Origin of the sequence: Streptomyces sp. NPDC059649 (genome assembly GCF_042734445.1) — a bacterium.
Classification (GTDB): domain Bacteria; phylum Actinomycetota; class Actinomycetes; order Streptomycetales; family Streptomycetaceae; genus Streptomyces.
This window is the reverse complement of the sequence record NZ_JBHWDV010000033.1, coordinates 18,508-41,135: the sequence shown is the minus strand read 5'-3', so window position 1 is coordinate 41,135 and position 22,628 is coordinate 18,508. Positions and strand designations below refer to the sequence as shown.

General features: G+C 72.1%; 19 protein-coding genes. 9 read left to right on the top strand and 10 right to left on the bottom strand.

Features of this window, described 5'->3' with window-relative positions; genetic code table 11:
• Positions 1–33: 33 nt before the first annotated feature.
• Complete coding sequence (locus ACFV1J_RS27990) at positions 34–807, top strand: SDR family NAD(P)-dependent oxidoreductase (RefSeq protein WP_385862570.1); 774 nt, start codon at positions 34–36, stop codon at positions 805–807.
• An 844-nt stretch (positions 808–1,651) separates the two neighbouring features.
• On the opposite strand, the gene cseC is transcribed toward ACFV1J_RS27990, so the two are convergent.
• The 3 genes from cseC to ACFV1J_RS27975 are packed head-to-tail and all read right to left on the bottom strand — an operon-like array spanning position 1,652 to position 4,188.
• Positions 1,652–2,953 carry a two-component system sensor histidine kinase CseC gene (gene cseC, locus ACFV1J_RS27985; RefSeq protein WP_385862569.1) on the bottom strand — a complete coding sequence of 434 codons (1,302 nt, stop codon included), beginning with the start codon at positions 2,951–2,953 and terminating at the stop codon, positions 1,652–1,654.
• Between the two features lie 8 nt (positions 2,954–2,961).
• A complete protein-coding gene (gene cseB / locus ACFV1J_RS27980) occupies positions 2,962–3,672 on the bottom strand; it encodes a two-component system response regulator CseB (RefSeq protein WP_385862568.1) in 711 nt (236 codons plus the stop codon).
• 9 nt (positions 3,673–3,681) lie between these two features.
• Positions 3,682–4,188 carry a hypothetical protein gene (locus tag ACFV1J_RS27975; RefSeq protein ID WP_385862566.1) on the bottom strand — a complete coding sequence of 169 codons (507 nt, stop codon included), beginning with the start codon at positions 4,186–4,188 and terminating at the stop codon, positions 3,682–3,684.
• A gap of 1 nt (position 4,189) precedes the next feature.
• On the opposite strand from ACFV1J_RS27975, the gene ACFV1J_RS27970 reads away from it, so the two are divergent.
• A complete protein-coding gene (locus ACFV1J_RS27970) occupies positions 4,190–4,471 on the top strand; it encodes a hypothetical protein (RefSeq protein ID WP_385862563.1) in 282 nt (93 codons plus the stop codon).
• Between the two features lie 289 nt (positions 4,472–4,760).
• Here ACFV1J_RS27970 and ACFV1J_RS27965 read toward each other — a convergent pair whose 3' ends face one another.
• Both ACFV1J_RS27965 and ACFV1J_RS27960 read right to left on the bottom strand, forming a co-directional pair.
• Positions 4,761–5,327: a SigE family RNA polymerase sigma factor gene (locus ACFV1J_RS27965; RefSeq protein ID WP_385862645.1), complete on the bottom strand. Its 567-nt coding sequence runs from the start codon at positions 5,325–5,327 to the stop codon at positions 4,761–4,763.
• A gap of 499 nt (positions 5,328–5,826) precedes the next feature.
• Entirely contained in the window at positions 5,827–6,786 is a 960-nt protein-coding gene (locus tag ACFV1J_RS27960) for an A/G-specific adenine glycosylase (protein WP_385862561.1), read from the bottom strand.
• 765 nt (positions 6,787–7,551) lie between these two features.
• Between ACFV1J_RS27960 and ACFV1J_RS27955 the strand changes: the two genes are divergently transcribed.
• The 3 genes from ACFV1J_RS27955 (at position 7,552) to ACFV1J_RS27945 (ending at position 10,930) form a co-directional block, all read left to right on the top strand.
• On the top strand, positions 7,552–8,283 hold the full coding sequence (locus ACFV1J_RS27955; protein ID WP_385862558.1) for a hypothetical protein: 732 nt from the start codon (positions 7,552–7,554) through the stop codon (positions 8,281–8,283).
• A 330-nt stretch (positions 8,284–8,613) separates the two neighbouring features.
• Positions 8,614–9,453 (top strand): hypothetical protein, encoded by an 840-nt coding sequence (locus tag ACFV1J_RS27950; RefSeq protein WP_385862556.1) that lies wholly within the window; start codon positions 8,614–8,616, stop codon positions 9,451–9,453.
• Positions 9,454–9,907: 454 nt separating this feature from the next.
• Entirely contained in the window at positions 9,908–10,930 is a 1,023-nt protein-coding gene (locus ACFV1J_RS27945; RefSeq protein WP_385862553.1) for an NAD-dependent epimerase/dehydratase family protein, read from the top strand.
• A gap of 230 nt (positions 10,931–11,160) precedes the next feature.
• Here ACFV1J_RS27945 and disA read toward each other — a convergent pair whose 3' ends face one another.
• Together disA and radA are read right to left on the bottom strand one after the other, a co-directional pair.
• Entirely contained in the window at positions 11,161–12,285 is a 1,125-nt protein-coding gene (disA, locus tag ACFV1J_RS27940; RefSeq protein ID WP_385862551.1) for a DNA integrity scanning diadenylate cyclase DisA, read from the bottom strand.
• A gap of 126 nt (positions 12,286–12,411) precedes the next feature.
• Positions 12,412–13,824 carry a DNA repair protein RadA gene (radA, locus tag ACFV1J_RS27935; protein WP_385862549.1) on the bottom strand — a complete coding sequence of 471 codons (1,413 nt, stop codon included), beginning with the start codon at positions 13,822–13,824 and terminating at the stop codon, positions 12,412–12,414.
• A gap of 289 nt (positions 13,825–14,113) precedes the next feature.
• On the opposite strand from radA, the gene ACFV1J_RS27930 reads away from it, so the two are divergent.
• Entirely contained in the window at positions 14,114–16,006 is a 1,893-nt protein-coding gene (locus ACFV1J_RS27930; RefSeq protein WP_385862547.1) for a sigma-70 family RNA polymerase sigma factor, read from the top strand.
• Positions 16,007–16,147: 141 nt separating this feature from the next.
• On the opposite strand, the gene ACFV1J_RS27925 is transcribed toward ACFV1J_RS27930, so the two are convergent.
• Positions 16,148–16,984 carry a hypothetical protein gene (locus ACFV1J_RS27925; protein ID WP_385862544.1) on the bottom strand — a complete coding sequence of 279 codons (837 nt, stop codon included), beginning with the start codon at positions 16,982–16,984 and terminating at the stop codon, positions 16,148–16,150.
• A 140-nt stretch (positions 16,985–17,124) separates the two neighbouring features.
• Here ACFV1J_RS27925 and ACFV1J_RS27920 point away from each other — a divergent pair, with 140 nt between their 5' ends.
• From ACFV1J_RS27920 to ilvD, 3 genes are all read left to right on the top strand, one after another.
• Positions 17,125–18,048 carry a Ppx/GppA family phosphatase gene (locus ACFV1J_RS27920; protein WP_385862542.1) on the top strand — a complete coding sequence of 308 codons (924 nt, stop codon included), beginning with the start codon at positions 17,125–17,127 and terminating at the stop codon, positions 18,046–18,048.
• 313 nt (positions 18,049–18,361) lie between these two features.
• A complete protein-coding gene (locus tag ACFV1J_RS27915; RefSeq protein ID WP_385862540.1) occupies positions 18,362–19,186 on the top strand; it encodes a sugar phosphate isomerase/epimerase family protein in 825 nt (274 codons plus the stop codon).
• A 278-nt stretch (positions 19,187–19,464) separates the two neighbouring features.
• The gene (gene ilvD, locus ACFV1J_RS27910; RefSeq protein WP_385862538.1) at positions 19,465–21,318 is read left to right on the top strand and encodes a dihydroxy-acid dehydratase; all 1,854 of its coding nucleotides are present in this window, start codon (positions 19,465–19,467) and stop codon (positions 21,316–21,318) included.
• An 86-nt stretch (positions 21,319–21,404) separates the two neighbouring features.
• On the opposite strand, the gene ACFV1J_RS27905 is transcribed toward ilvD, so the two are convergent.
• Both ACFV1J_RS27905 and ACFV1J_RS27900 read right to left on the bottom strand, forming a co-directional pair.
• On the bottom strand, positions 21,405–21,695 hold the full coding sequence (locus tag ACFV1J_RS27905) for a DUF397 domain-containing protein (protein WP_385862534.1): 291 nt from the start codon (positions 21,693–21,695) through the stop codon (positions 21,405–21,407).
• Positions 21,677–22,519 carry a helix-turn-helix domain-containing protein gene (locus ACFV1J_RS27900; protein WP_385862532.1) on the bottom strand — a complete coding sequence of 281 codons (843 nt, stop codon included), beginning with the start codon at positions 22,517–22,519 and terminating at the stop codon, positions 21,677–21,679. The genes ACFV1J_RS27905 and ACFV1J_RS27900 overlap by 19 nt, the downstream gene beginning before the upstream one ends.
• Positions 22,520–22,628 lie beyond the last annotated feature (109 nt).

Genomic DNA, 22,628 nt, shown 5'->3' with positions numbered 1-22,628 from the left:
AGGTGGCGCGCTCCGGGCGGATAGCGTGCCGGTATGACGACTGCATTGATCACGGGAGCGACGGCGGGCATCGGCGCCGCGTTCGCCCGGCGGCTGGCGAGCGACGGCCACAGCGTGGTGCTGGTGGCACGCGACGAGAAGCGACTGCGCGAGCAGGCCACCGAGTTGCACGACCGGCACGGCATCGAGGCCGAGGTGCTCAGCGCCGACCTGTCCACGGACGACGGCATCGCGACGGTCGAGGCGCGGCTCTCGGACGCCAAACGCCCGGTCGATCTTTTGGTGAACAACGCCGGTTTCGGCAACAAGGGCGAGTACCTCGAAGTGTCGATGGCCGACGAGCTGACGATGCTGAAGGTCCACTGCGAGGCGGTGCTGCGGCTCACCACGGCCGGGGTGCGCGGGATGCGGGACCGGCGGCGCGGTGCGGTGGTCAACGTGGCGTCGGTGGCGGCGTTCGTACCGCGCGGCACGTACGGCGCGAGCAAGGCGTGGGTGGTGCAGTTCACGCAGGGCGCGGCGCGCGACCTGGCCGGGAGCGGGGTGCGCCTGATGGCGCTGTGCCCCGGCTTCGTACGGACCGAGTTCCACCAGCGGGCCGGCATGGGCACGGACAACATCCCCGGCTGGATGTGGCTGGACGCCGACAAGCTGGTCGACGCGGCGATGAAGGACCTCCTGCGCGGCAAGTCCCTGTCCATCCCCGACCCCCGCTACAAGGCCCTGATGGGCGCGGTGAAACTGGCGCCGCGGGGGCTGCTGGGCGGGCTTACTTCACGGACGGGCCGCAAGTACGGGCCACGTTGACGCCTGCGGCTTGGCTGGCTTCCCACGTAGCTGTCTGCGGCGCCGCGGGGCGCTGCGCCGTTGCGCTTTGCGGCGCCTCCCACGTACTTGGCCGTCCCGCCGCGGGGGTTGCTCGCCGTTGCGCTTTGCGGCGCCTCGCACGTACTTGGCTGTCCCGCCGTCGGGGTTGTTCGCCGTTGCGCCTGCGGCGGGCTGGGTGGTGTCGGGTGCGGTGACGGACCTCCGGGGCCGGTTGTGTGGACTGCTTCGCTTTACGTCCACACAACCGGCCCCTCCGGCCCGTCCCCTCCCGTTGGGGGGAAGTTAAGGGCGGTGGGGGTGGGCGCGGGGTCCCTTAGGGCGGGGGCGAACAGATCCCGTAAGGGATACGGGCGCCCCTTGCGGGCCTCAACTCGGCGGGCCGGGGCGGTATTCCCGACACCGCATGACGCAAGACACTGCCGAACGACAACGCCCGCCCCCACCGGCCTCTCACCCCCCCCACCCACGGGAGGGGCTGGACCGGAGGACGAAGTCTGGAGGGCCGGCACCGCACCCGACAAACAACCGCCCGCCGCCAGGCGCAACGGCGAGCAAGACCCGCGGCGGGACAGCCGACAACGTGCGGGGCGCCGCAAAGCGCAACGGCGAGCAACCCCGACGGCGGGAAAGCCAAGTACGTGGGAGGCGCCGCAAAGCGCAGCGCAACGGCGAGCAAGACCCGCGGCGGGACAGCCGACAACGTGCGGGGCGCCGCAAAGCGCAACGGCGAGCAAGACCCGCGGCGGGAAAGCCAGGTACGTGGGAGGCCAAGCCAAGCGCAGCGGAACGGCGAGACCCGCGGCGGGAAAGCCAGGTAGGTGGACTAGCGATCCGGAAGGTGGATCACCGGAAAGCTCCCCGTATTCGTCGGGGCGTTCTCCGGCAGCCAGAGGACGGAGATCGCGCCGGTCGAGCCGTCCGTGAGCTCGTCCGCGTTGCGGAAGGTCAACCGGGCCCCCAGCACGCGGGCCTGACCGGCGGCAATCGTCAGGCCCAGGCCGTGCCCGCGGCCCGCCCGGTCGCTGCTGCCGGTGCGGAACCGGCTCGGGCCCTCGCGGAGCAGCGCCTCCGGGAAACCGGGCCCGTGATCGCGCACCCGCAGCACCCGGCCCTCGACCGTCACCTCGATCGGCGGCTTGCCGTGCCGCGCCGCGTTCGCGATCAGATTGCCCAGGATCCGCTCCAGCCGGCGCGGATCGGTGGTCACCTCGGCCTCCCGTACGACATCGATCACGATGTCCGGGTCCAGCGCCCGCACCCGGCGGGTGACGAACTCGCCCAGCACCACGTCCTGCAGCTCGGCCCGCTCGGCGTAACCGTCCAGCCGGGCCACCTCCAGAACGTCCTCGACGAGCGTCCGCAGCGCCTGCGCACGGTCCCGGACCAGCTCCGACGGGCGGCCCGGCGGCAGGAGTTCGGCCGCGGTCAGCAGACCGGTGACCGGCGTCCGCAGCTCATGGGCGATGTCCGCGGTCACCCGCCGCTCGGCCTCGATGCGCTCCTGCAGCGCGTCCGACATGGCGTCCACCGCCCACGCCAGATCGTCCGTCTCGTCCCGGACCCGGCCGCCGACCTCGTCACGGATCCGTACCGACCGGTCCCCGTCGGCCAGCTTCCCGGCCGCCGCGGCCGCCTTCCGCAGCCGCTTGGACAGCCGCCCACCGACCAGTACGCCCAGCGCACAGCCGCCCACCACCACGGCGGTCGAGCCGATCAGCAGCGCCTGGTCGAGATCGTCCAGAACGGCGAAGCGGTCCGGGAAACGGTCGTGCATCGACAGCACCCGGCCGTCGCTCAACGGCGTCGCCGCCCAGACCTCCGGCGCCGTCTCCCCGGTGTCCTGCAGATACGTCGCGCGCTCGTTCTCCGCGACCTCCCGGCGCAGCGGCTCCGGCAGCGTCGGATCGTCGATCCGCGCTCCGAACTGCAGCCGGTTGGTCGACTCGAAGATCTTCTGGGTGAAGTTCAGCCGCTCGACCTGCACGTCCCGGCTGTTGTCGAGCATCGAGTGGCGGGCCGCGTTGTGCACGACGAGGCTCAGCGCGATCGCGACCAGCGCTCCGACGAGCGCGATCGCGGCGCTGAGCTTCCATCTCAGCCCCGTCCGCAGGGCCAGCCTCACCACCGGCGGCGTCAGCCTCTCAGCTTGTATCCGAAGCCGCGGACCGTCTCGATCCGGTCCTGGCCGATCTTGCCGCGCAGCCGCTGGACGTGGACGTCCACGACCCGGGTGTCACCGCCCCAGCCGTAGTCCCACACCCGCTCCAGCAGCCGGTCGCGCGAGAGGACCGTACCCGGCGCGTTGGAGAACTCCAGCAGCAGCCGCATCTCGGTCGGCGTCAGCGCCACGTTCTCGCCGCCCTTGCGGACCTCCATGCCCTCGGTGTCGACCTCCAGATCACCGAAGCGCAGCACCGCCTCGTCCGGCCCGTCGTCCGCCGCCGAGGCCGGCTTGGCGCCGTCCGGGCCGCTGGCATGGCCGAACCGGCGCAGCACCGCACGGATCCGCGCCACCAGTACCGCCCCGTCGAACGGCTTGGTGACGTAGTCGTCCGCCCCCGCCTCCAGGCCCAGCACCACATCGATCGAGTCGGCCCGCGCCGACAGCATGATCACCGGAACCGTCGACTCGTCACGGATCCGCCGGCACAGACTGACCCCGTCCAGCCCCGGCACCATCACATCGAGCAGCGCGATGTCCGGACGGTTCGCACGGAACGCCTCCAGCCCCGCGAGCCCGTCAGGCATCGCGGTGACCACGAATCCGTCCCGCTCCAGCGCGAGCTGCGTCGCCTCACGGATGACGTCGTCGTCCTCGACGAAAAGCACATGGGTGTCGGCCATGCGGTTGTCTCAACCCTCCGATCCCGCGCCGCTGTCCTCCGGCGCCGGGAAGCTGTCGACGGTGGTCTTGCTGTAGTCGGTGTGGTACTGGCGGTACTGGGCGAAGCGGCCGCCCACCCAGCGGTACTTCATCACGTCCTCCCCGGACGGACAGCACACCTGGTCGCCGGCCGCGTAGGTCTGCGTGGAGACCTCCAGCTCACCCTTGTTGACCGCGGCCGAGACCGACGGCTGCTCATTGGCATACACGTTGTCATACCCGTCCTTCGCCCCGCTGTCCCTGCGGTACACGTAGGACCCGATCCCCACGGAATCCGCGCAGGTCATGACGTTGACGATGACATCGGGCGACGATCCGCCGGTCAGGGGCGCATAGGTCACCTCGACCGGATACTCGTCGGCGGCGCACGGCTTGTACAGGGACTTCTTCACGTCCGCGCCGACCTTCGGATCATTCCGCATCAGCTGGACCGCGTCGACCTTCTTGTACCCGGCCGACGAGGTCGGACTCGGCACGGTGCTGGCCGCCCCCTTGGGCGCCGGGGTGGTGCTGGCCGACCCCTCGCTGCGCACACCCTCGCCCCCCGGATTGCACCCGGCCAGCAAAAGGCCGACGGCGGCCACCCCCGCCGTGGCCGCGCCGCCTCTGGTCAACCCGATCCTGGTCAACCTGTTCCTGGACAATCCGCTCCTGCTCACCGTGCTGCTCGCACAGCCGCCGATCCCGCTGCTGTTCGTAAGTGACTACGTGACTGAGGTGACTGACGTGACTGAAGTGAAGGTATTCGTTGCTACGTGATGCCGTTCGACGAAGTCGTCCCTGAGGTGATTGTGACGCCTCGACCTCTGAACCGTACGACTCCCGACCACGTGACCGTTTTCACACATTTGTCATGCGAGTGATCCATCCCGTGCGGGATCTGCCCTGCATGTGGTCCGTCCTGCACGTGGTCTGCCCTGCGTGTGGGCCGTCCTGCGCGTGGTCCGTCCCGCATGTCTGTCCTGCGCGCACGTGGTCCGTCCTGCGGGTGATCGCCGGGGGGCTCCACCCGCACGGCAGGCCGCGCACCGGCCGACGCCCTCCGCCGTCAGGCCGCGCACCGCTCCTGGTCCTGCCGCGACCGCTCCTGCTCGCCCCGCTCCAGCATCCGCGCGTCGATGTCCCGGGCCTGCAGCTCCTGACGCAGCCGCGCCAGCGCACGGTGCAGCGTGCTCTTGACCGTACCCGTGGACATCCCGAGCGCGGCAGCCGTCTCCTCCGTGCTCATCTGCTCCCAGTGCCGCAGCACGACGACGCTGCGCTGCTTGGGAGCCAGCACCCCGAGGATGTCCATCAGCAGGGCCCGGTCCGCGCGCTGCTCGGTGCCGTCGTCCACGCTCGCGTCCGGCAGCTGCTCGGTGGGCACCTCCTCCAGCTTGCGGGCCCGCCACCACTCCGTACGAGTGTTGATCATGACTCGGCGGAGGTAGGCGTCGGCCAGCGACTTGTCCGCGATCCCGTCCCAACGGCCGTACGTACGCACCAGGGCCGTCTGCAGCAGGTCCTGCGCGTCGACCGGATCGGGCACCAGGCGCCGGGCGCTGCGCAGCAGGGCCTCCTGCCGCGTCCGCACGTACTCTTCGAAGTCCAGTACCTTGCCGCCGCTGGTCGCCATCCCGACGCCTCCGATCCGCTTGCGATTCCCCACGTTGACTGCGCTGGCGGTCATCTCCAGCACGGGGATGACGCTACGGAGGGGGTGTTGCGGCGTAATGTGCGTGGGCCCCACAGCGAGTGCACGGAAAACCCTCGGTTGTGTAACAGCCCGCCAGGGGTCATACCTCGGGGGGACGGCGGCCCCCGCCCCGTCATACTCCGGACGGACAACACCCCCACCAAAAGGCCGACGAGCGCAACGGCACCCGTCACTGCACACGTCACCGCACCCGTCACAGCGCACGTCACAGCGCACTCCCGTGCCGCACCCGCCCGGCCGGAAAATCACCATCCAGCCAATCAGTGACCCTTTTCGGCCGTGAAAGACAGTCAGGGACGGCTGCGAATGCAGCCGTCCCTGTGTACGCGTGGACCCTGTTACGCGTAGACCCTGTGCGCGCGTGTCCTTATGTAGTGCGTGCGTGTGTATGCATGTATGTGTGTCCTCTGCTGGTGGGTTACGACAGCGGCAACCGGTACCGTCCGCCGCCCAGCGGCTCCACCAGGCCGTCCGAGACCAGCCCGTCCAGCGCCCGGGCGCGCTGCACCGGCTCGTCCCACACGGCGTCCAGCACCTGCTGCGGCACCGGAGCCACCGCCTCCCGCAGCACCGCGAGCAGCTTTCCGCGTACCTGCCGGTCGGTACCGGCGTACGTCTGGGTGCGCCGCGGCGGACCGTCGTGCGCCGGGGAACCGGCCAGCCGCCACGCGCACTGCGAGGCGATCGGGCAACGATGGCACTCCGGCGTGCGCGCCGTGCACAACAGCGCGCCCAGCTCCATCGTGGCCGCCGCCCAGCGCGCCGCCAGCCTCTCGTCCTGGGGCAGCAGTTGGCGGGCGAGCTTGCGCTCGGCGGCGGTGGTGGCGTTCGGCGGGTACTGCCGGCCGGCCACCGCCCGCGCGAACACCCGCCGCACGTTCGTGTCCAGCACCGCGTGCCGCTGCCCGTACGCGAACGAGGCGACCGCCGCCGCGGTGTACTCACCGACGCCGGGCAGCGCCAGCAACTGGGCGTGCTCACGCGGTACGTCACCGCCGTGCCGCTCCTGTATGGCGGACGCGGCGGCGTGCAGCCGCAGCGCGCGCCGCGGATAGCCGAGCCGGCCCCAGGCGCGCACCGCCTCGCCCGGCGCCTCGGCGGCCAGGTCGGCGGGGCGCGGCCAGCGGGCGAGCCACTGCTCGTACACCGGCAGCACTCTGCTGACCGGCGTCTGCTGAAGCATGAACTCGCTCACCATCACACCCCAGGCGCCCGCCTCGGGGCGGCGCCAGGGCAGATCGCGGGCGTGCTCGTCGAACCAGTCGGTGACCGGCCCGTGCAGCGCGGTCCCGTCTGCGGCCTCCGCGGCCGGAGCGGCGGCGGAAGCGGTCTCGGCGGCGTCGGTCGGGGCAGATGAGGTGACAGGCGTCGAAGTCATGGCACCGACGATCCTGGCACGTCCGCACGCGCCCAGGAAACGCACCGGCCGCGCCCCGCCGCACGCCCACCCACTCGCAGGACGACCACATACGCACGCCTGGCCGCTACCGCCGGTACGCCACCCCCGCAACCGACCCCCGCGACTCCGGAAAACCCCCTCCAGGAACCCACTCCGAACACCTACTCCGGCCACCCACTCCCCAGCTCCCTCCGCAGCTCCCTCCGCAGCTCGTTCCTGAACTCGCCCCGGACTCGCCCGAACTCGCCCCGGAAACTCACTACAATCCGGGGAACTGATTACTCTCCGTAGTCGTTGCCGGAAGAGGAAGGAGGCAGGGAGGCAAGGAGGCAAGGGGGGCAGGGAGGCGCCGAGGCGAAACAAGGACAAGTGGCGAACAAGGCAAGAGGCGAGACAAGGCACGACGAGGCGAGGCAGGGCGCGGTCGCGCGGGGCGAGCCCAGGGCCAGCCGAGGCGAGCGGAGACCAGAGCGAAGCGCAGGCCGACGCAGATCCGCGAGACGCAGCTGAGCAGACACGCGAGAAGCAGTGGACGCGACGCACGCGACGCACGCGACGCACGCGACGCACGCGACCCGTGCGCGGCAGGCGCAGGCCCGTGCGCGGCAGGCGGTGCGGAGACATCGCCGGCGCTGACAACCCGAGCCAGTACGCCGATGCCGAGGCCCGCTGGGGCAAGGTACGTCGGGGGCGAGGAACGCCGGGCAAGACACCAGGTACTAGGCGTAAGGCCGGGATACGGACATGGCGGAGACGAACGACAGCGAGAAGCAGATGCCACAGACGCAGACACCCGAAGCGAGCGACCGGCGTGCGGCGGAGCCGGGCGCTTGGGGTACGGCTGAGGCGGGCGCTGGCGATAGTGACCCCGGGCTGGACGAACTGGCTGCGGGCCCGACGCGCTGCCCGTCCTCGATCCAGCAGGCACTGGCAGCCCACACGACGATGACCCTGGCGTACGTGGACGAGAGTGGCCCCCAGGCTTGCGCGGTGCTGTACGCCACCGATGCCACCGACGCCAGCGACAGCACCGATACCGCCGAGGCCACCGATGTGGGGCAGGTGGCGGTGGAGGAGGGGGTGGAGGCGGAGGTAGCGGCAGCGGCAGGCGCGGGCGGCGGGCCGGCGCGGTACCCGGTGCTGTACTTCGTCACGTCGACCACGACCCGCCACGGCCGGGCCCTGGCCGGCACAGATGCCCGGGTCGCTTTCACGGCGCAGCGCGACGGCCAGGAGTGGAGCGGGCTGACGGGGATTCAGGGTCGCGGCCGTTGCCGGCCCCTGTCGGGCGCCGAGCGGGCCGTCGGCTGGCGGGCCTACACCCGGCGCTTCCCCTTCGTCGAAGCGGATGAGCGGCTCCGGGCCGCGCTGGAACGCACCACCCTCTGGGAACTGCGCCCCGACTGGCTACGGCTGATCGACAACGGCCAGGGCTTCGGCCACAAGGAGGAGTGGCGGCGTCCGGAGGGGGCGTAGGCGCTGGGCGGCGGCCGGAGAGGGCGGGCGTAGAAGCTGGGGGGCGGCGCCGGTGGTGTCGCCCGCACCGGTAGCGGTGGTGTCGCCCGCACCGGTAGCGGTGGTGTCGCCCGAAGCCGTCGCGGTGGTGGGCTGGGCGGTGGGGGATGGATGGGGCGGGGTGGGTGGGTGTGGCGGTGGTGGATGGGTGGGGTTCAGGGGGTGGAAGGGATGTGTGTGGGGAGTTGGGTGGGTGTGGGAGGTGGGGGCCGGGCTGATCATGGGAAAAGTTGCAGTCTGATGCGGCGGGTAGTGGCCGGTGCGACTGCTGATCTCTCGTAGAGTTTCCGCGTGGGATCACTGCGCAATCCGATCGGGCCGCTTCCCTCCTCCATCTACTGGCGGCGGAGGGCCGTTGCGCTGGCCATCGTCGTGCTGCTCGCCGTACTGGTCGTGTGGGCCCTCAACTTGGGCGGCGGGGGCAACAGCGGCGACGAGGGCAAGGGCGGTGCGCACGGGAAGGGCCCCGCGACGTCGATCACGCCCGGACCCTCGTCCGCAGGCCCGGCGATCAGCCAAAAGCCGGGCGGGCGCGGGGAGTCGGGGTCCGGAGGGGAGTCGGGCGAGGACTCCGGGTCCGGTGGTGGTGCGGGTTCCTCGGGTGGCGGCAGCGGTGAGGACAGCGGGGCCGATGGTGGTTCCGGGGGCGGTGCGTCGGGCGGTGGTGCAGGAGCCGGCGGGCCGATCGGGCAGGGGTCCGGGAAGGGTGTTCCGGCCAGTTCTTCGTTGCCCAACTGCGCTGACCCGGATGTCGAGTTGGTGCTGCGGAGCGTGAAGAGCTCGTACGCGCCCGACAAGAAGCCGACGTTCGAGCTGACCGTCAAGAACACCGCTGATGCGGCCTGCAAGGTGGACCTCGGGCAGAAGGCGGCGGTTCTCACGATCAGCGACGCCGCGGGTGACGACCGGGTGTGGGCCTCGAACGACTGCCCCTCGGGCACCGCGCCGGCGCTGTTGCAGGTGCCGGCCAACGGCTCCGTGAAGCGCACCGTCGAGTGGGACCGGCGGGCGAGCGGACCGCAGTGCGCGACGCCCAGTTCGGCCACGGTGCCGGCCGGCAAGTACCGGATCGAGGCCAAGGTGCCGGGGCTGAAGTCCGCCCATACGTCGTTCGTTCTGGACGAGGACTGAGCGTTCAGCGCGTTTGTTCGTCGGTTTGTGATCGGTGGCTGTTGGCCGTTCGCCGTTCCGGCGTTGATTGTTCGCTAATTGGGCGTTGCACGTTGCACGTTGGCCGTTGGCCGTTGGCCGTTCGCTGTTGTCCGTTGGCCGGTTGCCGTACGTTCCGTCCCTGTCGTGCCCCTGACCGTGGCCGTCCTCGCCGGCCGGCCGCCGCCGCGGGCTCGTCACGACACCTCGCCCGTCCAGCAACGCCCCACACCGTCCAGCAACGCCCCCCAACCGCCCAGCAACGCCCCCCAACCGTGCAGCATCCCCCCGACCGCCCGGTGCCGCTGCTTCCGCTGGCCCGGAAGCGGGTCGTCCGTGGTCCGGAGGGCGGCGCTCCGGTAATTCCGCTGGTAGGGATTCCGCTGACGGCGTGCGGTGCTGGTTCGGGGCGACGGGGTCCGGCACAGTCGGCCGTATGAAGCTCTTGATGCTGGGCGGTACGGAGTTCGTGGGGCGGGCGGTCACCGAGGCGGCGGTGGCGCGGGGCTGGCAGGTGACGGTCTTCCACCGGGGGAGGCACGCGGCGCCGGAGGGCGTGACGGCCTTGCACGGTGAACGTGGGGGTGGTGAACGGGGAGATGGTGAACGAGGGGAGGGCGCGGGGCCGGAGGGTCTCGCGGCGTTGCGGGAGGGGGAGTGGGACGCCGTTGTGGACACCTGGAGCGGCGCGCCCTCGGCGGTGCGGGATGCGGCGCGGCTGCTGGCCGGGCGGGTCGGCAGGTATGCGTACGTGTCCAGCCGGTCGGTGTACGCGTACCCGGCCGCGTACGGGCTCGACGAGGACGGGCCGTTGGTGGCGGGGTCCGCGGACGACACGGACGCCGAGGACTACGCGGCGGCGAAGCGCGGCGGGGAACTGGCGGCGCTGGACGCGTTCGGGGAGCGGGCGCTGTTGGTGCGGGCCGGGCTGATCCTCGGGCCGTACGAGAACATCGGGCGGCTGCCGTGGTGGCTGGACCGGATCGCCCGGGGCGGGCCGGTTCTCGCGCCGGGGCCGCGGGAGATGGCGCTGCAGTACATCGATGTGCGGGATCTTGCGGAGTGGACGCTGGGCGCGCTGGAGGGCGGGCTCGGCGGGGCGTACAACCTGGTGAGCGAGGTCGGGCACGCCACGATGGGGGAGTTGCTGGAGAGCTGTGTGCGGGTCACCGGCTCGGATGCGGAGCTGCGGTGGACGGCGCCGGAGGACGTGCTCGCGGCCGGGGTGGAGCCGTGGACCGAGTTGCCGGTGTGGCTGGCGCCTGGTGAGTTGCGGGATGCGATGTACGGGGCGGATGTGTCGCGGGCGCTGGCGACGGGGCTGCGGTGCCGGCCGGTCGCGGAGACGGTGGCCGATACGTGGGCGTGGTTGCGGAGCATCGGCGGGGTGGCGCCGCAGCGTCCGGACCGGCCGGTGGTGGGGCTGGCGGCGGAGAAGGAGTCGGCGGTGCTGCGGTAGGGCCGGGGCGCGCGGGCCAGGGGCGGGGAAGGGGGGAGGGAGGCGGCCGGGAGGGGTCCCTTAGGGGGCAGCCGAACGGATCCCGTAGGGGGTGGGCGGGCCCCCTGCGAGGCCACAACGGCAAGGGGGCGGCGGGTTATTCCCCCGCCCACCCCCTGCACGCAGCTCCACCACGCACGACCTGCACGTACCGCTCCAGGATCCAGCAAGGCACGACCTGCACGCACTCCCTACACGTACCGCTCCAGGATCGACGACTCCGCCAGGCGGGACAGGCCCTCGCGGACCGAGCGGGCGCGGGCCTCGCCGACGCCGTCGACGGTCTGGAGGTCGTCGACGCTGGCGGCGAGGAGTTTCTGGAGGCCGCCGAAGTGGTCGACGAGGCGGTCGATGACGGTGCCGGGGAGGCGGGGGACCTTCGCCAGGAGGCGGAAGCCGCGGGGGGAGACGGCGGAGTCGAGGGTCTCGGGGGCGCCGCTGTAGCCCAGCGCACGGGCCACGTTGGGGAGTTCGAGGAGTTCCGCGTGGGTGAGGGAGTCGAGTTCGGCGAGGGCCTCGGAGACCGTGCGGGCGCGCTTGGCGGTGGGCTCGGGGACGTAGTCGCGGACGACCAGTTCGCGTTCCGGTTCGACGCCGGCGATGAGTTCTTCGAGCTGGAGGGAGAGCAGCCGGCCGTCGGTGCCGAGTTCGACGACGTATTCGGCGATTTCGGTGGCGATGCGGCGGACCATTTCCAGTCGCTGGGCGACGGCGGTCACGTCGCGTACGGTCACCAGGTCCTCGATCTCCAGGGCGGAGAGGGTGCCGGCGACCTCGTCGAGGCGGAGCTTGTAGCGCTCCAGGGTGGCCAGGGCCTGGTTGGCGCGGGAGAGGATCGCCGCGGACTCCTCCAGGACGCGGCGCTCACCGTCGACGTAGAGCGCGATCAGCCGCATGGACTGGCTGACGGAGACGACGGGGAAGCCGGCCTGGATGGAGACGCGCTGGGCGGTGCGGTGGCGGGTGCCGGTCTCCTCGGTGGGGATGGAGGCGTCGGGGACGAGCTGGACGCCGGCCCGGAGGATCTTGGTGATGTCCTTGTCGAGGACCAGTGCGCCGTCGAGCTTGCACAGCTCGCGCAGGCGGGTGGCGGTGAATTCGACGTCGAGGACGAAGCCGCCGGTGCACATGGACTCGACGGTCTTGTCGAAGCCGAGGACGATCAGTCCGCCCGTGTTGCCGCGAAGGATGCGTTCCAGGCCGTCGCGCAGGGCCGTGCCGGGGGCCACGGCGCTCAGCGAGGCGCGCATCAGACTCTCGGTGCCGGATCCCCCGCCGGACCTGCCGGGAGCCGATGCCCGGTCGTTGGCTGCCACTGCACTCCTCCGTCGCACGGTCTGTCGGTCCGCGGGCCGCCCGGCCCTTGACTGTGGTTGACGTACCAGCGGAGCGTACGTGGCCGACAGGCAATTCTGCGGTGACGGGCGAGACCAGGGCAAAGTCTACCGGCGCACACCCTCTTCCTGTGGGGCCTCCCGGCGTACGCGCTTGGGCAGGACGGTCAGTGCCTGTCCGACGTCGGCGACCTCCAGGACCCGCATGCCGTCGGGGATCTTGCCGGGGTCGGTGGGGACGAGGGCGTGGGTGAAGCCGAGCCGGGCGGCTTCGGAGAGCCTGCGCTGGACGCCGGTGACGCGTCTGACCTCGCCGGCGAGGCCGACCTCGCCGATCGCGACGAGGTTCTTGGGCAGGGGGGTGTCGCTGGCGGCGCTGGCCAGGGCGAGGGCGACGGCGAGGTCGGCGGCGGGCTCGGTGAGCCTCACGCCGCCGACGGTGGCGCTGTAGATGTCGCGTTTGCCGAGGGCGCTGATCCGGCCGCGCTGTTCCAGGACGGCGAGCATCATCGAGACGCGGGAGGTCTCCAGGCCGGAGGTGGTGCGCCGGGGTGAGGGGATCTGGGAGTCGACGGTGAGCGCCTGCACCTCGGCGACCAGCGGGCGGCGGCCCTCCAGGGTCACCGTCAGGCAGGTGCCGGGGACCGGTTCGGCGCGGCGGGTGAGGAAGAGGCCGGAGGGGTCGGCGAGGCCTGTGATGCCCTCGTCGTGGAGTTCGAAGCAGCCGACCTCGTCGGTGGTGCCGTAGCGGTTCTTGACGCCGCGGACGAGGCGGAGGCGGGCGTGCCGGTCGCCTTCGAAGTGGAGGACGACGTCGACGAGGTGTTCCAGGAGGCGGGGGCCGGCGATGGCGCCGTCCTTGGTGACGTGGCCCACGAGGAGGGTGGACATGCCGCGTTCCTTGGAGGCGCGGATGAGGGCGCCGGCGACCTCGCGGACCTGGGCCATGCCGCCGGGGGCGCCGTCGATCTCGGGGGAGGCGACGGTCTGCACGGAGTCCAGGACGAGCAGGGACGGCTTGACGGTGTCGAGGTGGCCGAGGACGGCGGAGAGGTCGGTCTCGGCGGCGAGGTAGAGGTGGTCGTCGAGGGCGCCGATGCGGTCGGCGCGGAGCCGGACCTGGCTCGCGGATTCCTCGCCGGTGACGTAGAGGGTGGGGTGCTCGGCGGAGGCGGACTTGGCGGCGGCGTCCAGGAGGAGGGTGGATTTGCCGACGCCGGGCTCGCCGGCGAGGAGGACCACCGCGCCGGGGACCAGGCCGCCGCCGAGGACGCGGTCGAGCTCGTCGACGCCGGTGGTGCGGGCGGTGGCCTGCTTGCCGTCGACCTGGCCGATGGGCAGGGCGGCGGTGGTGACCCGGCCGGGCGCGGTGGTGCGGACGGCGGGGGTGCCGCCGAACTCCTCGACCGTGCCCCACGCCTGGCATTCCGGGCAGCGGCCGAGCCACTTGGCGGTGGTCCAGCCGCATTCGGTGCAGCGGTACGAGGGGCGTTCCTTGCCCGGCGCTTTACGAGTTGCCATGGGGTCACCGTAGCGGCGGGGTCCGACAACGCCGTGCCCGCCGCCGGACCGCGGACGCCGGGCACCGCGTCGTGGTGGCGACAGGCGTCGCCCCGTCGTCCGCCGCCCCGCCACCCCGTCGTCCGCCGCCCCGCCGTCCGTTGCTCCGACCGGGTGGTGCGCCCCGCGTGGGCTCCGGGCGCAGCGGCCGGCTCGTGTCCCCTTTTGAGGGAGATGGTCACCCGTAAGGGTTAAAAGTGGTCCGGGAGAGTAAGTCCGGCTGCATCATCCCCCTACCGTCGCCGGGGTGATGAGCAGCAGGCCCGAGCACCCCACGCACTCCACCGGCGCACACCGGTCGCGCGGCGACGACCGGCGCCGGAGCCGTCCGAAGTCCGCCCAGCCGTCTCCCCGGCCCGTTCAGCCGTCTGCCCCGGGCGCCCCGTCCGCCTCGGGCGCCCCGGACGAGCCCGGTGACGGCTATCAGCCGTATCTGGACGGCCTGTTCACCTACTGCCTGTCGGTGCTGTGCGAGCACGACGCGGCGACCGCGGTGCTCGGCGAGATGCTGGCGCTCGCCGAGCGGCACCACCACCGTCGCCCGGCCGACCCGGCGCTGCACCGCGCCTGGCTGTACGCACTGGCCCGCTGGGCGTGCCTGCGCCGGCTCGCCGAGCGGACCGGCCCCGGCCGTGGCACCGGCAGCAGCACCGGCCGTGGCACCGGCACCGACCGTGGCTCCGGCCGTGGCACCGGCCCCGCCGCGCCCCGGGACGGTGAGCGGCGGCAGCGTGAGCTGGCCGTGCTGGCCTGGCCGGAGGCCGCCGGCACCTCTCCCGAGCAGCGGGAGGCGCTGGAGCTGTCGGTGCGCCACCGGCTCTCCGCCGACGAGGTCGCCGCGGTGCTCGGCGCCGACCCGATCGCCACCCGCGCGCTGCTCGCCACCGCCTCCTGCGAGGTCGAACGGACCCGGGCGGCGCTGGCGGTCGTCGAGTCCGGCCGGTGCAAGGAGGTGGCGCAGCTGGCGGGGGACAGCAAGGTGCTGCTGGGGGTGGCGTTGAGCCGCGAGCTGGTGCGGCATGTCGACGACTGCGCGGTCTGCCGGCGGACCGCGGAGCGGGCCACCGCGCCGGGGTCGTGGCCGGGCACCGCGCCGGCGGCCCGGGGTTCGCTGCCGCTGGTCGGCGCGCCGCAGGAGGCGGTGCTGGGCGCGCTGGCGGCGGCCCGCCGGTCCCGTACGGGGCGGGCCGACGGCTCCGCGGCGGCCGGGCGCGGGGGCCGGTCGGGTGGGCCAAACGGTTCTCCTCGCTACGACCGCAGCGGTTTCCCGGTGGGCCCGCCGCCGGACCGGGCGGCCCGGCGGCGCAGGCTGCGGGCCCGGGCGCTGACCACGACGGTGGTCGCCACGGTGATCGCGGCGCCGGTGCTGGCCCTGTGGGCGGCCTACCGCGGGGCGCCCGCCACGGGGGAGACCGCGGCGGCCGGGACGCCCTCGGTGACGGCGAGCGACACCGACGCCGGGGAGCGGCTGGACGGCCGCCCGTACGAGAACGCCGGGAACGCCCGGACCACGCCGTCGCCGGCCACCAGCGGCGACGCCCGGACGCCGGACGTGTCGGTCGCGGTGATCGGCGCGGACGGCACCCCGCTGCGGCCGGGCGAGTCGGGCCGTACGGCGACGGGTCCGGGGCGGCTGACGGTCGCCGCGCAGCCCAGCGGCGGCACGACGGTGATCACGATCAGCGCGTCCGGAGGCGAGCCGGTGCACTGGACGGCGACGCCGGGCGCGGCATGGCTGCAGATGAGCCAGACGGCGGGCTATCTGCAGCCCGGGCAGACCACGACGGTCACGGTCTATGTGGACCACGACCGGGAGCCGGCGGGGCGCTGGCGGACCCGGATCGCCATCCGGCCCGGCGGCACCACGGTCACGCTGGAGGGCTACGGCGGCACCGGCCCGGAGACCGGCCCGCAGGGCCCGTCGCCGTCGCGTCCCCCGCACCACACGCCGACACCCACGCACCCGACACCCACGAACCCGTCGCCCACGCACCCGACGCCGACGCCGACGCCGACGAGCCCGACGCCCGGCCCCTCGGACCCGACGCCGACCCCGTCCCCGAGCGGGCCCACCGCGAGCACCGGGCCGACGCCCTTCAAGCCCTCGGACACCCCGTCGCACACGACCCGCCCGCCCCGCTGAGCCGCGGACCGGGCGGGGGACACGATCAAGGGACCTACGAACGAAGGGGCCTACGGACCAAGGCACCTACGGGTCAAGCGAACTACGAGGCACCTACGGGCCGAGCGACCCACGGCCCGAGGCCCCTACAGGCCAACGCACCTACGGACGGGGGTCCGCCGGGTGCGGGGCCATCGGCAGCTGCGACGCCAGCCGCTGTTCGCACAGTTCGGCGAGCTTGGCGTAGCCCTTCTTGCCCATCAGCTCGGTCAGCTCCGGCTTGTACGAGACATAGACCGGTTCGCCCGCGCCGTGCGCCGAGGTCGCGGAGGTGCACCACCAGTGCAGGTCGTGGCCGCCGGGGCCCCAGCCGCGCCGGTCGTACTCGCCGATGGTGACCTGCAGCACCTGGGTGTCGTCGGGCCGGTCGATCCAGTCGAAGGTGCGCCGGATCGGCAGCTGCCAGCAGACGTCGGGCTTGGTCTCCAGCGGTTCGCGGCCCTCGCGCAGCGCGAGGATGTGCAGCGAGCAGCCGGCGCCGCCCTCGAATCCGGGGCGGTTCTGGAAGATGCAGGAGCCCTGCCAGCGGCGGGTCTGCCGTTCGCCGTCCTCGTCGACCTCGACCCAGCCGGTCTCGGTGCCCACGTCGTGGAACTGCCACAGGTCGGGTGTGAGCCGCGCCACGTGCCCGGCGACCCGCTTCTCGTCGTCGTCGTCCGAGAAGTGCGCGCCGAGCGTGCAGCACCCGTCGTCCGCCCGGCCGGCCTGGATGCCCTGGCAGCCGCTGCCGAAGATGCAGGTCCAGCGGGACGTCAGCCAGGTCAGGTCGCAGCGGAAGATCTGTTCGTCGTCGGCCGGGTCGGGGAAGGTGACCCAGGCGCGGGCGAAGTCGAGTCCGACCTCGTCGGCCGGGGGCCGGTTCCCCTCGGCCGCCTGGGCGCGCCGCTTTTCTGCCTTCTTCGGCGCTTTTTCGTGCTTCGCCTTTTTCGTCTTTGCCACGACTCCAGCGTAAGGCGCGCCGCACGACACCCGGACGGGACGGGCCACGCACCGCGCCGGAGCCGCCGGCCGCACCCCTCCGCCCCACGGTACGGACCGCGCCGACGAGCCCGGTCGGGCGTCGCAGTAGGTTTCCCCGTATGAGACTCGGTGTCCTCGATGTGGGTTCGAATACGGTCCATCTGCTGGTGGTGGACGCACACCCCGGCGCACGCCCGCTGCCCGCCTATTCGCACAAGGCCGAGCTGCGGCTGGCCGAGCTCCTCGACGACGGCGCGATCAGTGACGCCGGGGTGGAGCGGCTGGTGGCCACCGTCCTCGAAGCGCTGCAGGTGGCCGAGGACAAGGGCGTGGAGAGCGTGCTGCCGTTCGCGACGTCCGCGGTGCGGGAGGCCTCCAACGGGGAGGACGTGCTGCGCCGGGTCGCCGAGGAGACCGAGGTGGAGCTGCAGGTGCTGTCCGGTGAGGACGAGGCGCGGCTCACCTTCCTCGCCGCCCGCCGGTGGCTGGGCTGGTCCGCCGGGCGGCTGCTGGTCCTCGACATCGGCGGCGGTTCGCTGGAGGTCGCCTACGGCCTCGACGAGGACCCGGACGTGGCGGTGTCGCTGCCGCTGGGCGCCGGCCGGCTGACCGCGACCGCGCTGCCCGGCGATCCGCCCGACACCGAGGACGTGCGCACGCTGCGGCGCCGGATCCGGGCCGAGATCGCCCGGGTGGTGAGCGAGTTCCGTCGCTACGGCACGCCCGACCGGATCGTCGGCACGTCCAAGACGTTCCGGCAGCTGGCCCGGATCGCCGGTGCGGCCCGCTCCGCCGAGGGCCTCTACGTCCAGCGCGAGCTGACCCGCAAGAAGCTGGAGGAGTGGGTGCCGCGGCTGGCCGGCATGTCCGCGCAGGAGCGGTCGGAGCTGCCCGGGGTGTCCGAGGGGCGGGCGCGGCAGCTGCTGGCCGGCGCACTGGTGGCCGAGGCGGCGATGGACCTGTTCGGGGTGGAGACCCTGGAGATCTGCCCGTGGGCGCTGCGCGAGGGCGTCATCCTGCGGCGGCTGGACCATCTGCCGTAGGGGTAGGGCCGTCTGCCGTAAGGGGGACCGTCTCCGTAGGGCCGGGCTGTCTGCGTAGGGGGTGGCCGGCCGTCTGCCGTAGGGGCTGCCCCGTCGGCGTTGGCGGCTCCGGGGAGGCGGTGCGTAGGGTGGCTGCGGCGGTTGCCGGACGGCCCCGGTCTGCGGGCGGAGGCGAAGACACGCACGTGAGACTCGTCACGCGCCCGATCAGCCCCGTCACCTGCGTACCCCCTGCCCCACAAGCCACAACGCCGGGCGCCGGGGGCCCGGACCTCCTGCCCTGTGCACAGCTCCGGCCCGTACGCTGTCCCTCGTGACAGAGCCTGTGGTGCGCATCCCGGATGCGAAGGTCGCGCTGTCCACGGCCTCGGTGTATCCGGAGTCGACGGCGACGGCCTTCGAGATCGCCGCGCGCCTGGGGTACGACGGCGTCGAGGTCATGGTGTGGACCGACCCGGTCAGTCAGGACATCGAGGCGCTGCGCCGGCTCTCCGACTACCACGGTGTGCCGGTCCTGGCGGTGCACGCGCCCTGTCTGCTGATCACCCAGCGGGTCTGGTCGACCGACCCGTGGGTCAAGCTGCAGCGCGCCCGCAACGCCGCCGAGAAGCTCGGCGCCTCCACGGTCGTCGTGCACCCGCCGTTCCGCTGGCAGCGCAGCTACGCCCGGGATTTCGTCCGCGGGGTGTGGCGGATGGCGAACGAGACGGACGTGCGGTTCGCCGTCGAGAACATGTACCCGTGGCGCTACCGGGACCGCGAGATGCTGGCGTACGCCCCGGACTGGGACCCCACCAACGACGACTACCGGCACTTCACCGTCGACCTGTCGCACACCGCGACGGCCCGTAACGACGCGCTGGAGATGGTGGAGCGGATGGGCGACCGGCTGGCGCACGTCCACCTCGCCGACGGCAACGGCTCCGCCAAGGACGAGCACCTCGTACCGGGCCGCGGCAGCCAGCCCTGCGCCGAGGTGCTGGAGCGGCTGGCCGCCACCAACTTCTCCGGGCACGTGGTCGTCGAGGTCAACACCCGCCGGGCGATGTCCGCCGCCGAACGCGAAGCCGACCTGGCCGAGGCGCTGGCCTTCACCCGCCTCCACCTGGCCTCACCGACGTGGGTGTCGGGGTCCTGAAGGGGGCGAGATAGCCGACGACGGGGCCGCAGCGGGTCCGGCCCCTCCAGCCCCTCCAGTCCCTCCCGCCCGTCCAGCCGGTCCGGCCCGTCCAGCCAGCCCGGCCCCTCCCGTCAGTCCGGCCAGTCCGGCCGGGCTGCCGTCCGTACTCCGGTCACCCGTCTCACATCCCGGAGTCACTGTCCGGATCTTGGATCAAGAGCGTAACCTCGGGACCAGCTGCGGTATGCCGCTGCTGCTGTACGGCTGAACGTACGTATCCCGAGGGAGTGACCATCGTGCCCGAGCTGAGGTCCCGCACCGTTACCCATGGCCGCAACATGGCGGGCGCCCGCGCCCTTATGCGCGCCTCGGGCGTAGCGGGCGCGGACATCGGCCGCAAGCCGATCATCGCCGTGGCGAACTCCTTCACCGAGTTCGTGCCGGGCCACACCCACCTCCAGCCGGTCGGCCGGATCGTCAGCGAGGCGGTCAAGGAGGCCGGCGGCATCCCGCGCGAGTTCAACACCATCGCCGTCGACGACGGCATCGCCATGGGCCACGGCGGCATGCTGTACTCCCTGCCCTCCCGCGACCTGATCGCGGACAGCGTGGAGTACATGGTCGAGGCGCACTGCGCGGACGCGCTGATCTGCATCTCCAACTGCGACAAGATCACCCCGGGCATGCTGAACGCCGCGCTGCGGCTCAACATCCCGACCGTCTTCGTCTCCGGCGGCCCGATGGAGTCCGGCCGCGCCACCCTCGTCGACGGCACGGTCCGCACCCTCGACCTGGTCGACGCGATCTCGGACGCGGTGAACGACAAGATCTCCGACGCGGACATCCTCCGCATCGAGGAGAACGCCTGCCCGACCTGCGGTTCCTGTTCCGGCATGTTCACCGCCAACTCGATGAACTGCCTGACCGAGGCGATCGGCCTCTCGCTGCCGGGCAACGGCTCGGTGCTGGCCACGCACACCGCCCGCAAGGCCCTGTACGAGCGGGCCGGCCGTACGGTCGTCGAGCTCACCAAGCGCTACTACGACGGCGGCGACGAGTCGGTCCTGCCGCGCAACATCGCCACCTTCGACGCGTTCGAGAACGCCATGGCCCTGGACATCGCCATGGGCGGCTCGACGAACACGATCCTGCACCTGCTCGCCGCGGCCCAGGAGGCCGGCGTCCCGTTCGGCCTGGAGGCCATCGACGCGGTCTCGCGCCGCGTCCCGTGCCTCGCCAAGGTCGCGCCCAACGTCGCCAAGGACCGCACGTACTACATGGAGGACGTGCACCGCGCCGGCGGTATCCCCGCCCTCCTCGGCGAGCTGCACCGCGCCGGACTGCTCAACGAGGACGTGAACTCCGTCCACAGTCCGTCGCTCGCCGACTGGCTCAAGACCTGGGACGTGCGCGGCGGTTCGCCCTCCGCGGAGGCCGTCGAACTGTGGCACGCGGCCCCCGGCTGCGTCCGCTCCGCCGAGGCCTTCTCCCAGTCCGAGCGCTGGGCGGCCCTCGACGAGGACGCCGAGAACGGCTGCATCCGCAGCGCCGAGCACGCGTACTCGAAGGACGGCGGCCTCGCGGTCCTCAAGGGCAACCTCGCCGTCGACGGCTGCGTCGTGAAGACGGCCGGTGTCGATGAGTCGATCTGGACCTTCGAGGGCCCGGCCGTGGTCTGCGAGTCCCAGGAACAGGCCGTCGAGAAGATCCTGAACAAGCAGGTCAAGGACGGCGACGTGGTCGTCATCCGCTACGAGGGCCCCAAGGGCGGCCCCGGCATGCAGGAGATGCTCTACCCGACCTCGTACCTGAAGGGCCGGGGCCTGGGGAAGACCTGCGCACTGATCACCGACGGCCGCTTCTCCGGCGGCACGTCCGGCCTGTCCATCGGCCACGCCTCCCCCGAGGCGGCCGGCGGCGGCACGATCGCCCTCGTCGAGGACGGCGACCGCATCCGCATCGACATCCCGAACCGCACGATCGAACTCCTCGTCAGCGACGAGGAACTGGCCACCCGCCGCGCGGCCCTCGGCGGCGTCTACGCCCCCAAGAACCGCGAACGCAAGGTCTCCGCGGCGTTGCGCGCGTACGCGGCGATGGCCACCAGCGCCGACAAGGGCGCGGTCCGCGACGTGAACCTGCTGGGCTGAGCCCCGGCTCCGCACGGCGGACATCGGACGCGAGGGAGCCCCCACCTCGGTGGGGGCTCCCTCCTGTTCGCGGGACCTCCGCGGCGTCAGGCGCCTGGCAGCGCCCCGCCCTTCACGGCGCTGACGAACGAGCCCCAGGCGGCCGCGGGGAAGATGAGCGCGGGACCGTGCGGGTCCTTGCTGTCACGGACGGGGACGAGGGCGGGGAGGTCGGGGGAGACTTCGACGCAGGCGCCGCCGTCGGGGTTGCTGTGGCTGGACTTGCGCCAGGTGGCAGCCGTCAGAAGGTCGTCGGACACCTCGATGCACTGGCCGCCGTCCTGGTTGCTGTATGAGCTCTTTCGCCAGGTGAGTGCGCTCAGGTCGATGGCTCGCACGAGTCTCCCTCCAACGTCCGCCTGATGAACTTCCGTGATTCAACTGGTGATAGGGCTAGGTCGCGAACCAGATCGTAGCTGAGCTGAAGTCGTTCGACTGCGGCCGTTTCTTCGACAAGTTGGCCCGAATACCCGGTCTCCACCCACGCCACGGTGTGTCCGTCAGGCAGCCGCAAGAACATCGTGTCCGTGTTCGTCAGGGCGTGGAGACCGAGCTCCTGTGGCACGACCTGCACGATGACGTTCGGGCGCTCGCCCAAGGCCACGAGGTGCTCAAGCTGCGCACGCCACTCCTCGGCATTCTCCAAGGGAGTGCGCAACACCGCCTCGGACAAGATGGTGCGGAAGCGCGGGGCTGCGTCACCGTCCAGCAACTCGCGACGCCCTATGCGGGCTTGCACCTGGCGTGTCAGTTCCTGACCTCTACTGCCTCCTGCCGACAGCAGGTCGCGGGCGTACGCCTCGGTTTGGAGAAGGCCAGGGAGAACGCTCACCGCGTAATGCCACAAGCTCACCGCCTCCGCCTCCAGCGTCATGTACCGCCGGTACCGCTCGCGGAACTGCGTAGGGTCGCCCGCTGCCAACTCCCAGAGGGTCAGCAGGAGTCCAGGTGTCCCGTAGTGCTGGTCCAGGGCTTCGACGACCTCGGGGCTGCCGAGGGTGTGGCCGGATTCCATTTTGCCGAAGAGGGACCAGTCCCAGCCCAGCGTCTCGCCGAGCTGGCGGAGGGTGTCGCCCTTGCGGGAGCGGAGTAATCGGAGTTCCTCCACGAAGCGTTGGCGCGGCTCCTGGCTGCGGCCGGTGACCGCTCGTCTCGGCGGCATGGCGACCTCCTCCGTGGAAGGTGTGGAACGTACGTCTCAGCGCGGCGAAGTACGCCCCGCAAGGGGGATTTGCGTCCTTCTCGGCATGCATTCTGGTGAGGGTTGGAAT